This window comes from Lactobacillus sp. 23-2 (assembly GCF_044902225.1).
GTDB classification, from domain to species: domain Bacteria; phylum Bacillota; class Bacilli; order Lactobacillales; family Lactobacillaceae; genus Lactobacillus; species Lactobacillus absianus.
Genome location: NZ_JAOQBX010000001.1, coordinates 69,665 through 86,077, shown reverse-complemented (window position 1 = coordinate 86,077; position 16,413 = coordinate 69,665). Strand labels below are relative to the sequence as shown.

Here is a 16,413-nt window from a genome sequence, read left to right as displayed (position 1 = left end):
GAGAGCAAAACATGTCAAAAGTTATTGGGATTGACTTGGGTACGACCAACTCAGCAGTTGCAGTTTTGGAAGGCAAAGAACCAAAGATTATCACCAACCCGGAAGGGGCTAGAACCACCCCTTCAGTAGTTGCCTTTAAGGATGGCGAGATTCAAGTCGGTGAAGTTGCCAAGCGGCAAGCGATCACCAACCCGAACACGATCGTTTCCATCAAGCGGCACATGGGTGAAGCTGACTACAAGGTGAAGGTCGGCGACAAGGCCTACACCCCACAAGAAATCTCCGCTATGATCCTGCAATACATCAAGAAGTTCTCAGAAGACTACTTGGGTGAGCCGGTTACTGACGCGGTTATTACCGTTCCAGCCTACTTCAACGACGCTCAGCGGCAAGCAACCAAGGACGCCGGCAAGATCGCGGGCCTCAACGTGCAGCGGATCATCAACGAACCAACTGCTTCAGCTTTGGCTTACGGTCTGGACAAGGATGAAGACGACGAAAAGGTCTTGGTCTACGACCTTGGTGGTGGTACCTTCGACGTTTCCGTCCTGCAGTTGGGCGATGGCGTCTTCCAAGTTCTGTCAACCAACGGTGACACCCACCTGGGTGGTGACGACTTTGACAACAAGATCATCGACTGGCTGGTAGCTGGCTTCAAGGAAGAAAACGGCGTTGACCTGTCAAAGGACAAGATGGCAATGCAACGCTTGAAGGATGCCGCTGAAAAGGCCAAGAAGGACTTGTCAGGCGTATCTTCAACCCACATTTCCCTGCCATTCATCTCAGCCGGTGAAGCAGGTCCTCTGCACCTGGAAGCAGACCTGACCCGGGCTAAGTTCAACGAACTGACTGACGACCTGGTTCAAAGAACCAAGATCCCATTTGACAACGCTTTGCGTGACGCTGGCCTGTCAGTTGGCGACATTGACAAGGTGATCTTGAACGGTGGCTCAACCCGGATTCCAGCCGTGCAAGAAGCCGTTAAGCAATGGGCTGGCAAGGAACCAGACCACTCAATCAACCCAGACGAAGCCGTTGCTTTGGGTGCCGCTATCCAAGGCGGGGTAATCTCTGGTGACGTTAAGGACATCGTTTTGCTGGACGTTACCCCATTGTCACTTGGGATTGAAACCATGGGCGGGGTCTTCACCAAGCTGATCGACAGAAACACCACCATCCCAACTTCCAAGAGCCAAATCTTCTCAACCGCAGCTGACAACCAGCCAGCCGTTGACATCCACGTTCTGCAAGGTGAACGGCCAATGGCAGCTGACAACAAGACCTTGGGCCGCTTTGAATTGACTGACATTCCAGCCGCTCCACGTGGCGTGCCACAAATTCAAGTTACCTTCGACATCGACAAGAACGGGATCGTCAACGTTTCAGCCAAGGACATGGGGACTGGCAAGGAACAAAAGATTACGATCCAATCAGCTTCTGGCTTGTCAGATGAAGAAATCGAAAGAATGAAGAAGGAAGCCGAAGAGCACGCTGAAGAAGACAACAAGAAGAAGGAAGAAGTCGACCTCAGAAACGAAGTTGACAGCCTGATCTTCCAAACCGAAAAGACTTTGAAGGAAGTCGACGGCAAGTTGCCTGAAAGCGATGCTAAGCCAGTCAAGGACGCTCTGGAAGACCTGAAGAAGGCCCAAAAGGACAACAACCTGGACGAAATGAAGAACAAGAAGGACGCCTTGACCAAGGTTGCTCAAGAATTGGCAGTCAAGCTTTACCAACAAAACGCCCAAAACGGGCAAAATGGTCAAGCCGGCCCACAAGGCCCAGCCAATGGCGGCAGCAATGGTAGCAACGGCGACACTGTTGACGGCGACTTCACCAAGGTAGACCCAAACAAGTAAAGCGACTATAATTGAACAAAAGGAGAAGAACTGCATGAAGTAGTTCTTTTCTTTTGTTAACAAGAAGGAGCGTAAAGATAGATGGCAGCAAATCGGGATTACTATGATATTTTGGGCGTCAGCCGTGATGCCAGCGATGCTGAGATCAGCAAGGCATACCGCAAGCTGGCCAAGAAGTATCACCCAGACTTAAACCATGAACCCGGTGCGGAAGAAAAATACAAGGAAGTCAACGAAGCTTATGAAGTTTTGCATGACCAGCAAAAGAGACAGCAATACGACCAGTTCGGCCAGGCAGGCATGAATGGTCAGGGCTTCGGTGGCCAAGGCTTTGGAGGCCAAGGCTTCGGTGGCGCTGGTTTCGATGATTTTGGCGACATCTTCAACAGCTTCTTCGGCGGTGGTGCCAGCCGGCAAAGAGTCGACCCGACGGCGCCACAGCGTGGTCAGGACCTGGACTACACCATGACCATTGACTTCATGGATGCGATCAAGGGCAAGACGACCGATATTACCTACACCCGGAGCACGACTTGTGAGACTTGCGGCGGCAACGGTGCTGAAAAGGGTACCCACCCAATCACCTGTGACAAGTGCGGCGGCAGCGGGATGATGACGATTACCCAAAGATCCGTCTTGGGCATGATTCAGCGGCAAACCACCTGTGACAAGTGCTCAGGCCGCGGCTTCATCATCCAGCACCCATGCAAGAGTTGCCACGGGGCAGGGACGGTCGACAAGAAGCAGACCCTGCAGGTCAAGGTGCCAGCCGGCATCGATGACGGCCAGCAGATCCGCCTGGCCGGGCAAGGCGAAGCCGGGAAGAACGGCGGCCCTTACGGGGATCTTTACATCGTCTTCCGGGTTCGTCCAAGCAAGGACTTTACCAGACGCGGGCAGACCATTTACACGACCGTGCCGATCTCTTTTGCCCAAGCTACCTTGGGCGATGAGATCAACATCAAGACGGTTTACGGGGATGCCAAGCTGAAGATCCCAGCCGGGACTCAGCCAAACCAGAAGTTCACCTTGAAGCAGAAGGGCGTTCCAAGCCTGCGCGGGGGCGAGCCTGGCGACCAGATCACCACGGTTGAGATCGTGATCCCTAAGAACATCAACGAAGCGCAGCGCAAGGCTTTGCTTGAATTCGTCAAGGCCTCCGGCGGCTCAATCGCTCCGCAGGAAAAGGGCTTCTTTGAGCGTTTGAAGGACAAGCTCAGCTAAACAAGCGAATAGATTGATTAAGCCTGGCTTTGGCAACAAAGCCGGGCTTTTTTCGCGGTCAGGACTAATAGGGGACAAGGCCGGCAAATTCAGTTATAATAGTTAGGTATTAGATAAGGATGCGAGAAAACACATGGATTTAGCAAAACTCAAAGATTATCAGCAGCACATCCGCAACTTTTCGATCGTGGCCCACGTCGACCACGGCAAATCGACCATTGCCGACCGGATTCTGGAACTGACGGATACGGTATCAAAGCGGCAACTGAAGAATCAGATGCTGGATGACATGCCACTGGAACGCCAGAGAGGGATTACCATCAAGATGAACTCGGTGCAGGTCAAGTACCACGCCAAAGACGGTGAAGACTATATCTTCCACTTGATCGACACCCCAGGACACGTCGACTTCTCTTACGAAGTTTCCCGGTCTTTGGCAGCCTGTGAAGGGGCCTTGCTGGTTGTGGACGCGTCGCAAGGGGTGCAGGCCCAGACCCTGTCCAACACCTACCTGGCTTTGGAAAACAACCTGGAAATCCTGCCAGTCTTGAACAAGATCGACCTGCCAAGTGCCGATCCCGACATGGCCAAGGAAGAAATCAGCGAAATGCTGGGGATTGACGCGACAAATGCCGTTGAGGTCTCCGGCAAGACCGGGCAGGGGATTCCTGACCTTTTGGAAAGAATCGTCACTGACATCCCAGCTCCGGTAGGCGACATCGAAGCCCCGCTCAAGGCCCTGATCTTCGACTCCAAGTACGATGACTACCGCGGGGTCGTCATGCAGGTGCGGATAGAAGAAGGATCCGTCAAGCCGGGCGACGAAATCATGATCATGAATACGGGCAAGAAGTATGAAGTGACCGAAGTCGGCGTTTCCAGCCCGCACCCAGTCAAAGAAGACATCTTGATTGCCGGCGACGTTGGCTACATTACGGCCAACATCAAGTCAGTCCGTGAAACCCGGGTGGGTGACACCATCACCAGCGCTGTCCACCCAACGGCCAAAGCCCTGCCTGGCTACCGGCAGATTCCGCCAATGGTCTACTCCGGGATGTACCCAAGCGACAACCGGGATTACGATGACTTGAAAGAGGCCCTGCAGAAGCTGCAGCTTAACGATGCTTCCCTGGAATTTGAGCCGGAAACTTCACAAGCCCTGGGCTTTGGCTTCCGTTGCGGCTTTTTGGGTCTTTTGCACATGGACGTGGTTCAAGAGCGCCTGGAGCAGGAGTTTGACCTGGATTTGATCATGACCGCGCCATCCGTTGACTACCACGCCATCATGCCGAATGGCGAAGTCATGCTGATCGACAACCCGGCTGACCTGCCAAGCGCCGGTGAATACAAGGAGCTGCAGGAGCCTTACGTGAAGGCCGAGATCATGGTGCCTAATGATTTCGTTGGTCCAGTCATGCAATTGTGCGAGAAGAAGCGCGGAGAATTCCAGACCATGGACTACCTGGACAAATACCGGGTCAATGTGATCTATGAGATGCCTTTGGCGGAAATCATCTATGACTTCTTTGACCAATTGAAGTCCTCAACCAAGGGCTATGCCTCTCTTGACTATGAGATCATTGGCTACCGGAAGACTGATCTGGTCAAGATCGACATCCTCTTGAACAAGGAGCCAATCGATGCCTTGAGCTTCATTGCCCACAGAGACGAAGCCCGCGACCGGGCCGTGCAGATGACCAGTCTGTTGAAGAAGCTGATCCCGCGGCAGAACTTCGAAGTCGACATTCAAGGGGCCATCGGGTCCAAGATCATTTCCCGGGCCACGATCAAGCCATACCGCAAGGACGTTACCTGGAAGATCCACACGGGTGACCCTGACCGGCGGGCCAAGCTGCTTGAAAAGCAGAAGCGGGGCAAGAAGCGGATGAAATCCGTTGGCCGGGTAGAAGTTCCGCAAGATGCCTTTATGGCCGTCCTGCGGATGAATGACGACGATATCAAGGGCAAGTAAACATGGCTGAAGACAGACAAAATTCTGGCAAAAAGCAAAAGCTGAGCTTGTTGCTGCGGATCGCGGCGGTCATCCTGCTGCTGGTCGGACTGCTATTGGTGTTCAACCGGCAGATCAGCGGCCTGGTCGTCAAGCAGAACTCACAGAGTGCCTTGCAGGGCCTGACGGCCGAGCAGGTGGTCAAGAACCAGCGGCAGAAGGCAACTTATGACTTCAGCCAGGTCAAGGAGATTGACCTGGCCCAGGCGGCCAAGAGCCGGGTCAGGCACACGGCTGGCGCGGTCGGCGCCATGGCGATTCCTAGCGTCAAGCTGTATCTGCCGGTCATGCTGGGCTTGTCGGATGATTCCCTGTCAACTGGTGGGGCCACGATGCGGGCTGACCAAAAGATGGGCAAGGGCAACTATCCCTTGGCCGGTCACTATATGACCTCTAAGGGCATCCTGTTTTCGCCCCTTGAGGACGTCAAGCTCGGGGCAAAGGTCTACTTGACTGACCTGAAGCAGGTCTATGTCTACCAGATCAACTACAAGAAAGTCGTCAATCCGTATGCCGTCTGGCTGGTCAACCAGACCAAGCAGCCCATGGTGACCCTGATCACTTGTGCTGACGGCGGGAGAAACCGCTGGGCCCTGCGGGGGAAGCTGGTCAAGCGCGAACGGGCAAGCGACAAGAAGCTGGAGATGTTTAAACTAAGATAATGAAATGGCAAGAAAGAAAAGCCGCGCCATTGTCTCAAGAACTGATCGATGAATATCAACTTAGCCCATTGGCGGCTAAGTTGTTTTCTTTGCGAGGCATTGACACGGCGGAAAAATTGAACTTTTGGTTCACGGCAACTGAGGCAGACCTGGCTGATCCATACCTGATGCATGATATGGACAAGGCCGTCGACCGGATCAACCAGGCTCTGGACAGCGGGGAGAAGATTACGGTCTATGGCGACTATGATGCTGACGGCATTACTGCCACGACGATCATGGTTGAGATGCTGGGCATCATGGGCGGGGACGTCCACTACTTTATCCCCAACCGCTTCAAAGACGGCTATGGGCCAAGCCTTGACCGCTACAAGGAGATCGTGGCCGACGGGACGAAACTGATTATCACCGTCGACAATGGGGTGACCGGGCTTGAAGAGGTCGCTTATGCCCAAGAGCATGGGGTTGACGTGATCGTGACCGACCACCACACCTTCAAGGACAAGATGCCGGAGGCGTGCGCGATCGTGCACTGCAATTATCCAGGCCAGGCCTATCCTTTTGATGACTATTGCGGGGCCGGCGTGGCCTACACTATTGCCCGGGCAGTCCTGCAGGATACGGCCAGTGAATTTCTGGAGCTGGCGATGATCGGGACGATTGGCGATATGGTCAAGGTGTCAGGAGAAGGCCACGTCATCGTCAAGCGTGGCCTGGAGCTGCTGAACCAGACGGCCAGACCGGGCTTGCGGGCCCTGATTGCCAACGCGGGGCTGACCATGGGCCAGATTGATGAGACCGACATCGGCTTCAAGATCGCGCCCCGGCTTAACGCCTGCGGCCGCCTGGATGACGCGGCTTTGGCCGTCAAGCTTTTGCTGGCGGAAACGCCGGAAGAAGCCAAGCAGCTGGCCGACCGGGTGGAGAAGCTGAATACCGAGCGCCGGGAATTGACGGCCCAGACGACTTTGGAAGCTGAGCAGCAGGTAGTCAAGCAGGGCTACCAGAGCCAAGCCACGCTTACTCTTTATGACCCTGACTGGCATGAAGGGGTCATGGGGCTGGTTGCCAACCGAATCGCGGATGAGTACCACAAGCCGACTTTGATGCTGACCAAGAATGGGGACGGCATGGTCAAGGGGTCAGGCCGGTCCTCAGAGAAATTTGGCTTCAACCTGTTTGATGCCTTAAAGCCCCTGGAAGGGACGACCCTGACCCAATTTGGCGGCCATGACTATGCCTGCGGTTTGTCGCTGACGCTAGACAAGCTTGGCCAATTGCGGGAGGATTTTGAAGGCAGCTTCCAAAAGCAGGACCATCTGCAGGAAACGGTCAAGCAGTACGACGGCGAGATCAAGCCGTTGGACGTCAGCTTGGATGCCGTCAGCCAGCTGGCTCTGGTTGGTCCTTTTGGGACTGACAATGAAGCCCCGGTCTTTTCGGTGACCCAGCCGAAGATCAGCGGTTTCCGGGCCATGAAGAAGGGGTGCAGCTTTAACGTTGCCAATGTGCGGGCCATCGATTTTGACCACAAGATTACAGAAATGGTGCTGCCCTTTATCGACAAGCTTTACGTGAGTCTGAGCACGAATACTTTCCGGGGCAAGACGAGCGTTCAATTCCAGGTGGCGGGCGTGCACTACGGGCAGCCGATCTACCTGGCCCAGCAGAAGGTGGTTGACTTCCGCCAGCAGGAAGACCTGCTGGGCTTCGCAGACAAGTATCTCTTGTTTGATCCCAAGAATGCCCAATTGGCGCAAAAGCGCTATGGGATTCCGGCTGAGATGCTGACCATGGCCAAGGATGATGAGGACCTGAGCGAGCAGATCGTGACCGTCTTGGACGTGCCCGCCAATCCAGACCAGCTCAACTTCGTCCTGGTCAAGGACTACAAGCAGCTCTACTTGCGCTTTCAGCTGGACCGGCTGCCAGGCAAGCAGCTGCCTGGCCGGGAGGCTTTCGGCCGGGTCTGGGAGTACTTCCGCGCTCACCCTGGACAAAAGGCGAACAATTACCTGCAAGCTGCCGGTCAGCTGGGATTAAAGCCGGAAGGTCTCCTTTTCATTTTGAGGGTGTTTTTTACGCTTGATTTTGTTAAAATGGAAGGAGACAAGTTGGTGCCAAGTCCGAATTTGACTAAGAAGAGCTTGAATGATTCGGGCTACTACCGTTCAGTGAAGGCCCAGATTGCGTTCGTGAACAGATTACGAACAATCTCGACAAATGAGCTGCTGCGTTACGCCAACGGTCTTAGTAGACGGAGGATATAGAAATGTCAATTGATTACAAGAAATACATCGCCAGCATCAAGGACTTCCCTAACGAGGGGATTATCTTCAGAGACATCACTCCTTTGCTGCAAGATGGTGAAGCTTTCAGAGCAGCGACCCATGATATCGCTGAATATGCCAAGAGCCGCCATGCTGATGTGATTGTTGGGCCTGAAGCCCGGGGCTTCCTTGTTGGCACGCCAGTGGCCATCGAACTGGGCGTTGGCTTCGTGCCAGCCCGCAAGCCGCACAAGCTGCCACGCGAGGTTGAAAGCGCGGCCTATGACTTGGAATACGGCTCAAACGTGCTGGAGATGCACAAGGACGCGATCAAGCCAGGCCAAAGAGTAGTGATCTGCGACGACTTGATGGCCACTGCCGGCACCCTGCGCGCGACCAAGGAATTGATTGAGCGCCTTGGCGGCAAGCTGGTCGGTGCGGCCTTCTACATCGAACTGACTGACCTGAAGGGCCGGGAAAAGTTCCCTGACGTTGACATCTTTTCACTGGTGCAATACCACGGTGCCTAAGCACGAAGACAGACTGAATGAACAAGAAAAGCCAGCAAGCAGTGCTTGCTGGCTTTTTAGCAACAGATTTTCCAAAAGCAAGACAGGCAGGTACAAGAAATGAAAGATCAATCTTCAAAGCGCTATCTGTGGGTCACGGTTCTCAACGTGATCATCACGGCCGCGGAATTCATCGGGGGCTTCCTCTCCGGGTCGCTGGCCCTCCTCTCGGATGCCTTGCACAATCTCTCAGACGTGGCTTCAATCATTTTGGCCTTCGTCGCCAATCTGATCTCCAAGAAGCACAAGGACGCTCACAAGACTTTTGGCTACCGGCGGGCAGAAACCCTGGCTGCCTATACCAATGGGGTCGTTCTGCTGGTCATCAGCGTCTACCTCTTTTTCTCGGCCATCCAGCGCTTTAGTCATCCTGAGCCAATCGAAGGCCGGATCATGTTCATCGTCTCTTTGGTTGGGCTGGCGGGGAACCTCTTGTCCATGCTGATCCTGCTGAGCGGGGCCAAGAGCAGCTTGAATGCCCGGGCCTTGTTCTTGAACATGATGTCCGATACCTTGTCGTCAGTGGCCGTGGTCGTTGGCTCAATCGTCATCTATTTGTGGGATTGGACCCTGGTGGACCCGGTTTTGACCCTGGCGGCCTCAATTATCTTGCTGAAGGAGGCTTTTGAGGTCACCAAGGACTCGGCCAACGTCTTAATGGAGACCAACCCGGATATCGACCTGGAAGAGGTTGAGCGGGCTGTCCTGACCTGTCCGGGGGTCAAGAAAATCCACCACGTGCACATTTGGCGCTACAGCGACGATATGGTGATGCTTGACGCGCACATCAACGTTGATGATGACTTGACCGCGGAAAGGATCGAGGCAATTGACCAGGAGATTGCCGTTATCTTGCGGAAAAAGTTCGGCATCAACCACGTGACCGTGCAAGCCGAATGCGAGCGGGGGATGAACGAGGACATCATCTCCTCGGATGTTGATGATTAAATAAAAATTAGGAAACTTTCTTATCCGGTCCTGGGGAAATGTGCTATAACTAGGTTGATAATGGAAAACAGCGCTTTCATCGCGGAAAAAGCTTGCTTATTTACGCGCTGGAGCAGGAAGAAGGACTTTTTAGGAAAAATATGATTAAAATGAAAAGCTCTTTAAAAAGCTGTTGCCAAATCTAAAAATGAGTATTATATTAAACACATAAACAACTAGTGATTGAAACATTTAGGAGGTAAAAAAATCATGGCTAAGAAAGATCTTGATTGGGCAAACATCGGTTTTGCTTATCACCAAACTGACAAACGCTATGTGGACGAATTCCACGACGGTGCTTGGCAAGGCGGCAAGCTGACTGCTGACCCGAACGTTGTTTTAAATGAATGTGCTGAAACCCTGCAATACGCACAGCAAGTCTTTGAAGGGATGAAGGCCTACACTTGGAAGGACGGCTCTGTCGTTGTCTTCCGTCCAGACCAAAACGCTGAAAGAATGTACAACTCAGCCAAGCGCCTGGAAATGGAACCATACCCAAAGGACCAATTCGTCAAGGGCATTGAAGAAGTCGTAAAGGCCAACGTTGACTGGGTACCACCATACGGCTCAGGCGCGACCCTTTACCTGCGTCCTTACGAAATCGGGACCACGCCAATCATCGGCGTTGCTCCAGCCAGGGACTACATGTTCAGAATCTTTGCTACTCCAGTAGGCCCATACTACAAGGGCGGGGCTACTCCAGTTGCCATCCAGGTTGCGCAATACGACCGTGCCGCACCTCGCGGGACTGGCCACGTTAAGGCGGCTTTGAACTACGCCATGAGTATGAAGGCGACTGTAGGCGCGCACAAGGACGGCTTCTCAGAAAACATGTACCTTGACCCAGCTACGCAAACCTACATTGAAGAAACCGGTGGCTCAAACATCATCTTCATCGACCAAAACAATCACTTGGTCGTACCTAAGTCAAACTCAATTTTGCCATCAATCACTAGACGCTCAATTGTATACTTGGCAGAACACTACCTGAACTTGACCGTTGAAGAAAGAAAGGTTCGCTTCGACGAAATTCCTTCATTCAAGGAATGTGCATTGGTTGGTACTGCAGCGGTGCTGTCACCAGTTGGCAAGGTTGTCAACGGCGACCAAGAAATCAACTTCCCATCAGGGATGGAGAAGCCAGGCAAGTTCATGGGTGAGCTTTACAACACCTTGACTGGCATTCAAAACGGTGAAATTGAAGCTCCAGAAGGCTGGATTCACCACGTATTGTAAAAATGCGCTAATTAATAGCGACTCGCGAGAGCCGCTATTTTTTTGCCCTTTTGGCCAGACGTGAGAAACTGCTATAATAAAGGCTAGCAAACTAGCGAGGTAGATTGATGAACAAATTCTGGAACCATATTGATCAAAAGTACTTTAAAATCGCCATGTACTGTCTGGGCACGGTTTTTGCTGGCTTGATCATCCTGCTTTTGGCCTATGAGTCATCAGGCTTCTGGCAGCGAGTTGGCAAGATCCTGGCCGCGATTGCCCAGCCGCTGACTTATGGCCTGGTCTTGACCTATTTGCTGCTGCCGGTGACCAACTTTTTTGACCGGAAGTTTTCAAAGGGCAGCAGCAAGGGGGCCGTGGCGACGGCCAGCCGGTCCATGGCCGTGGCTTTGACCATTGCCTTGGTCTTGCTGGTCTTATTGCTGGCCGTGGGCGCGATTGTCGTGACTTTTTCCAAGCAGCTCAGCCATTTCAGCCTGGCCAGCATCGACAGCCTGTATGACCAGCTGAAGGCCCAATACAGCAGTTTTATCAGCGAGATCATGTCTTATCTGCAAAAGCAGGGCTGGTCAACCAGCGGCATCATGGCTTACATGCAAAAAGGGGTCGGCCGGGTGACCAGCTTCTTGAGCGACTTCTTCTTTGGAGTGATTTTTGCGATCTACTTCCTTTACGATGGCCAGCGGATCGCGGCTTACTGGAAGCGCAGCCTGGGAACACTGCTCAACAAGCGGGTGATTCGCGTAATCAAGGTCTTTTTAGCTGATGCCGACCAGGCCTTCTCCGGCTATATCCGGGGACAGATCATCGACGCCTTCATTGTCGGCCTCTTAGTCAGCCTGGCTATGCTGATTGCCAAGGTGCCATACGGTCTGCTGATCGGGATGGTGACCGGGATTGGCAACCTGATCCCATACTTTGGGCCAATCCTGGGCTATGGTATGGTCATCCTGGCCTGCACCCTCAGCCAGAACATGGAGGCCTTGATCGTGGGGATGATCATCCTCTTGGTCATCCAGGCCATTGACGGCAACGTGCTCAACCCTAAGCTTTTGTCCTCAGCCATTCACATCCATCCCCTGTACGTGATTGCCTGCGTGATCGCCGGCGGCGCTATGGGCGGCTTTGTGGGGATGCTGATCGCCGTGCCAATGGGGGCCTTGCTGAAGACGGAATTTGAGCGCTTGATCGCCTACCGGCAAAAGCAGCTGGCCGAGAGCGGACAAGGAAAAGAAGAGAAATCGCACGAATAAACTCTGCACAGCGTGCAGCAAAAAGAGTCTGGGAAAAAACTATAGCGAATAAAAAAGGCTTCTAGAAGCGAAAAACTTCTGGAAGCCTTTTTTCCCAAGCTCTTTTGCATATTAGCTGATCTATTGCTGAGGCAGCTGGACCTTCCGCAAGCCAGCTGCCTGCCGGACCAGATTGCTGATCCGCTGTCTTTCTGCCAGGCTGATCCGCTGGTAGGAGACCCCATCTTGGGTGAAGCCGCTGCCGTGGGTGTAATCGGTCTGCAGCTGGTCGCCGCTTGCACGGTAAGACTCTGCCAGCTTGGCCAGGTCGCTGAAGTTCAGGTCGGTTCTGACCTGATTGGAGACTGACTTGAGAAAGGCTGGCGTCAGCAGGCTTTCAACGTTGGCGCCGCTTTTGATGATTTCAGTCAAAACCTGTCTTTGCCGCTTCTGGCGTCCGTAGTCGCCTTCAGGGTCATCATAGCGCATCCGGCAGTATTCCAGAGCCTTGTCCCCGCTCATATGGCTTTTGACCCCTTTATGATAGTGGTAGCCCTCGTAGTTGAAGCTGAGCAGGGGAGTAATGTCAATTCCGCCCAACTGGTCAATGACTGACTTCATCCCGCCCATGTTGATCAAGGCATAAGAATTGACGGGAATCTTGAAGCAGCGGTCTAAAGTCTGGCTGAGCAGCTTTACGCCGCCATAGGTGTAGGCGGCATTGATCTTTGAAGGCGAGTATTCAGGGTATTCTGGAAAGTTAACCTGCAAGTCCCGCTCAATGCTGACCAAGGTGCTCTTCTTTTGCTGGGGATTGAGGACCAAGACCATGATCGAGTCGGTCCGGCCCTTGTAGCTGCGGCCTAAGGCGCCGGTATCAGTCCCCATCAGGAGCACGATCAGGGGCTTTGCGTGCTTCAGCAAGCTCTCCTTGCTGCCATTTTCAGCCCGCTTGAGTTTACCCTGCTGGTAGGAAGTGCCGACGGCGTTTTTCACATTGTACAGGCTCCATCCCGCCATGGCGACTAAGGCGACCAGCAACAGGGCGATCAGGCTGATACAGATCTTAAAAGTTCGCTTTTTCATGGAATTCCTCTTTCTTATGTTCTATTGGCAAGCTGTGTTCTTGAAAAAATTAGTGCTCTTTCATCAGCGGCTGGTAGACCAGGTTGATCAGAACCGCGGCCAGGAAGGCCGAAAACAAGGTCGTCAGCAGCTCTTTCAGGCTGATGGCCGGCATGGCGATGCCCAAGAGGGCCAACAGGCATGTCAGGAGAATGTCGGCTGTCTGGACCAAGGCAACAGGCTTAGACGGGGCTGATTGCCAGAAAAAGCCGCGCGTCCGGGTGATCAGAACGATCATCATCGCGCTCATGACCAGGAAGACGTAGACCATGGTGCCGGTCTGCCCGTGGCTGACGCCAAGCTGGCCCAGGCCAGCCACGAAGGCAAAGCCAATCGCGGTCCAGGCTGCCGCCAGGGAGAAGGAGATCTTAGCCAGCTTGCCCATGTCCCAGTTTTCCGGCTGGTAGCTAATCTGGGTCTTGTCGGTGCCGATCATCATCGTGACCATGTTGTTCATGATCGTGTAGATGACCATGGCGTTCAGGGCCATTGGCAGGTAGCCGAAGACCAGGTAGGAGAAGGTCAGCAGCATGGTCAGCTCCGCCGTTCTGGCCAGCTTGGTCAAAGACCAGGTGGTCATCCGCTGGTAGACCCGGTGGCCGGCATCCAGAATCTTGACGATCGGCATTAGGCCATCATCGAGCAGGACCATCTTGCCGCTTCTCTTGGCCACGTCAGCGGCATTGGCCACGGCGATGCCGACTTCAGCCTGCTTGAGGGCTGGGGAGTCGTTGACCCCGTCGCCGGTCATGCCGACGATGTAGCCCAGCTCCTGGAAGTGCTTGACCATGGCCAATTTGTCTTCTGGCAAAACGTCCGCGATCCCGGCCAAGTTTTTGACGTCGGTTTGCTCATTAAAGTCGGAAATGGAGATCACCTGTCCCTTTAAGGCAACCTGCTTGGCCACGACTTCAGCCGTCCGCTTGTTGTCGCCAGTCAGCATGATGGGCTTGATGCCGCGCTTGACCAGCTCGGCCAAGGCAGTTTTGGAGTCAGGGCGGACCTTGTCTTGGGTGATAAAGACGCCTGCCAGCTTGTCATCGATCACGGCAGCGACTGAACGCCCTTGGGTAAAGTCGACCTGGCTGGCCTTAATGGCTGCCTCAGGATCCAGCTTGGCCAGCTGCTTAAAAGAGCCCAGCTTGATCGTTTTGCCCTGGCACTCGGCCATGGAATAGCCCCGGTCAGAAGTGAAGGGGCTAAAGGAATCAGCTGGCGCTGCCGGCAGATCCCGCTTTTGCAGGTAGCTGAGGATGGCCTGGTCAATCACGCTCTGGTTGCGCAGGTCAGCCGCGGCGCCAATCAGGGGCAAAACGTCCGCGTCGGCTTGACCGGTCAAGTTGCTAAAGGATGAAACTGCCGTCTTGTTTTCCGTAATCGTTCCCGTCTTGTCCAAGAGCAGGAGATTGAGGTTGGCCGCGTCCTGGATCCCGGTCAAGTCACTGGTCAGGACGCCTTCTTTTGACAGGCGGGTCGCCTCAAAGGAATTGGACAGGGCAAAAGTTGAGGGCATGGCCACCGGAATCGAAGCGATGAACATCATGGCCAAAAACGGCAGCATTTCCAGAATGTTCTCGCCCCGGATCAAGGCGGCAATGATCAAGATCAGGGTCAAGACGCCGTCGAGCAGGCAGAGATAATAAATAATTTTGGTCAGCAGCTGCTGCAAATGGCCAGGAGCCGCGGAGTTGTTGATCAGGTTGATCGTCTGCCCGCTTCTGGAGTTGACCCCGACGGCTATGACTCGGGCCAGGGCCTGGCCGCTCATTACGGTCGTCCCCGCGAAGGCCTGGTCGCCCTTTTGCTTGGCAATCTGCTTGGATTCACCGGTAATCGATGATTCATCTAGTCTCAAGGCCCCTTCGACCAGCTCAGCGTCCGCGGCTAAGACGTCCCCGCGCTTAAGGCTGATCAAGTCGCCCTTGACTAGATACTTGGAGTCCAGCTTGATCCAACGTTCGTCCCGCTCAACCGCGACGACCGGCGTCAATTCATGGGAAATGTCACTGAGGACCTTGCGGGACTTCTTCTTCTGGGTGGCCCCATTGTAGGCCGCGAACAAAAGCATCAATAATACGAAGAAGGACTGGATCCACTTGCCCAGGGCGCATTCAAGCAGCAGCGCCCCTTCCAGGATCCAGGCTGACAAGTTCCAAAGCTTGCCGGCAAACTCCTTCCAGAAATTGAACTTGGGCTCGGGCACCTCGTTTAGTCCGTCCCTTTTCAGCCTTTCTTCGGCTTCTTTTTGCGTTAAGCCATGTACGTTCATCTGATTGCCTCCTTAATAACCACTACCAGTGTAGCCCAGGAGTTGATATAAATAAAATACTGATTTATGATTAAGAATATTGAAAAAGCTGATATGGAACAAGGAGCAGGACAGATGAATTTGAAGCAATTGCAGTATTTCGCGCTTGTGGCTGAGGAAGGGCAGATCACATCCGCGGCCAAGCAGCTGTTTATTGGCCAGCCGGCCTTGAGCTACCAGCTCAAGCAGCTGGAGGATGAACTGGGGGCCAAGCTGTTTGCCAGACAGCCCCATGGGATTGAGCTGACGGATGCCGGCAAGAAGCTCTACAGCTATTCCAAGCAGATTTTGACTTTAGCCCAAAACGCTGAAACGGAGATCAGGGAGATCCAAGCCGGCCAGCTGGGCAGCGTCCGTCTGGGCTCAGTCTCAAGCTCGATTGGCGTCTTGCCCTCCAACCGGCTGGTGGCTTTTGTCAAAGAGCATCCTGGGGTAGCTTTGGACATCCTGGAAGACAATACTTATGGCATTTTGGACAAATTAAAGAACAATCTGCTGGATTTGGCGGTCATCCGGACTCCCTACAACCGGGTCAACCTGGCGGCAATCGACGTCAGTGATGAGCGGATGACGGCGGTTACGCGGCTAGACGCCTTTGCCGGCAAGGAGACGGTCAAGCTGGAAGACCTGGCTGGGCAGCCTTTGGTCATCTATCGCCGCTTTGAGGGGATGTTCAAGGAGACTTTCACGGAAAAGGGGCTGAAGCCCAATTTCGTGATTAAGTGCGACGACTCCAGAACCGCCATCCGCTGGAGCGACTCAGGGCTAGGAATTGCCTTGGTGCCCGAGTCGATTGCGGCTGCTTATGCCAAAGGACAGATCTACCCGATTGACCTGGACCAGTGGCGCACCCGCCTGCAGCTCGTCTGGCGCAAGGATCAGGTGGTCACGCCCTTGATGAGACAGATCATTTCCTTATATGAATAATAC

General features: G+C 53.8%; 12 protein-coding genes. 10 read left to right on the top strand and 2 right to left on the bottom strand.

The window, feature by feature from the left end; translation table 11 throughout:
- Positions 1 to 11: 11 nt before the first annotated feature.
- From dnaK to OCH80_RS00300, 9 genes are all read left to right on the top strand, one after another.
- Positions 12 to 1,859, top strand: coding sequence for a molecular chaperone DnaK (gene dnaK / locus OCH80_RS00340; RefSeq protein ID WP_404537028.1), 1,848 nt, complete (start codon positions 12 to 14; stop codon positions 1,857 to 1,859).
- An 81-nt stretch (positions 1,860 to 1,940) separates the two neighbouring features.
- The gene (gene dnaJ / locus OCH80_RS00335; protein ID WP_404537026.1) at positions 1,941 to 3,083 is read left to right on the top strand and encodes a molecular chaperone DnaJ; all 1,143 of its coding nucleotides are present in this window, start codon (positions 1,941 to 1,943) and stop codon (positions 3,081 to 3,083) included.
- A 133-nt stretch (positions 3,084 to 3,216) separates the two neighbouring features.
- Positions 3,217 to 5,055 (top strand): translation elongation factor 4, encoded by a 1,839-nt coding sequence (gene lepA, locus OCH80_RS00330; RefSeq protein WP_206988327.1) that lies wholly within the window; start codon positions 3,217 to 3,219, stop codon positions 5,053 to 5,055.
- A 2-nt stretch (positions 5,056 to 5,057) separates the two neighbouring features.
- Positions 5,058 to 5,756 (top strand): class A sortase, encoded by a 699-nt coding sequence (locus OCH80_RS00325; protein ID WP_404537024.1) that lies wholly within the window; start codon positions 5,058 to 5,060, stop codon positions 5,754 to 5,756.
- Positions 5,756 to 8,026: a single-stranded-DNA-specific exonuclease RecJ gene (gene recJ, locus OCH80_RS00320; protein WP_404537022.1), complete on the top strand. Its 2,271-nt coding sequence runs from the start codon at positions 5,756 to 5,758 to the stop codon at positions 8,024 to 8,026. The genes OCH80_RS00325 and recJ overlap by 1 nt, the downstream gene beginning before the upstream one ends.
- 2 nt (positions 8,027 to 8,028) lie before the next feature.
- Positions 8,029 to 8,556 carry an adenine phosphoribosyltransferase gene (locus OCH80_RS00315; protein ID WP_209007170.1) on the top strand — a complete coding sequence of 176 codons (528 nt, stop codon included), beginning with the start codon at positions 8,029 to 8,031 and terminating at the stop codon, positions 8,554 to 8,556.
- A gap of 99 nt (positions 8,557 to 8,655) precedes the next feature.
- Positions 8,656 to 9,543, top strand: a complete 888-nt coding sequence (locus OCH80_RS00310) for a cation diffusion facilitator family transporter (protein WP_206988324.1) — start codon at positions 8,656 to 8,658, stop codon at positions 9,541 to 9,543.
- Between the two features lie 249 nt (positions 9,544 to 9,792).
- Positions 9,793 to 10,818 (top strand): branched-chain amino acid aminotransferase, encoded by a 1,026-nt coding sequence (locus tag OCH80_RS00305; RefSeq protein ID WP_404537019.1) that lies wholly within the window; start codon positions 9,793 to 9,795, stop codon positions 10,816 to 10,818.
- 107 nt (positions 10,819 to 10,925) lie between these two features.
- Positions 10,926 to 12,071 carry an AI-2E family transporter gene (locus OCH80_RS00300; RefSeq protein ID WP_404537017.1) on the top strand — a complete coding sequence of 382 codons (1,146 nt, stop codon included), beginning with the start codon at positions 10,926 to 10,928 and terminating at the stop codon, positions 12,069 to 12,071.
- A gap of 120 nt (positions 12,072 to 12,191) precedes the next feature.
- Here the strand turns inward: OCH80_RS00300 and OCH80_RS00295 are convergent, their stop codons facing one another.
- The gene (locus OCH80_RS00295; protein ID WP_404537015.1) at positions 12,192 to 13,136 is read right to left on the bottom strand and encodes an LCP family protein; all 945 of its coding nucleotides are present in this window, start codon (positions 13,134 to 13,136) and stop codon (positions 12,192 to 12,194) included.
- A 49-nt stretch (positions 13,137 to 13,185) separates the two neighbouring features.
- Positions 13,186 to 15,444, bottom strand: a complete 2,259-nt coding sequence (locus OCH80_RS00290) for an HAD-IC family P-type ATPase (RefSeq protein WP_404537013.1) — start codon at positions 15,442 to 15,444, stop codon at positions 13,186 to 13,188.
- Positions 15,445 to 15,558: 114 nt separating this feature from the next.
- On the opposite strand from OCH80_RS00290, the gene OCH80_RS00285 reads away from it, so the two are divergent.
- Positions 15,559 to 16,410, top strand: coding sequence for a LysR family transcriptional regulator (locus OCH80_RS00285; protein ID WP_404537011.1), 852 nt, complete (start codon positions 15,559 to 15,561; stop codon positions 16,408 to 16,410).
- The last annotated feature ends 3 nt before the right edge of the window (positions 16,411 to 16,413 follow it).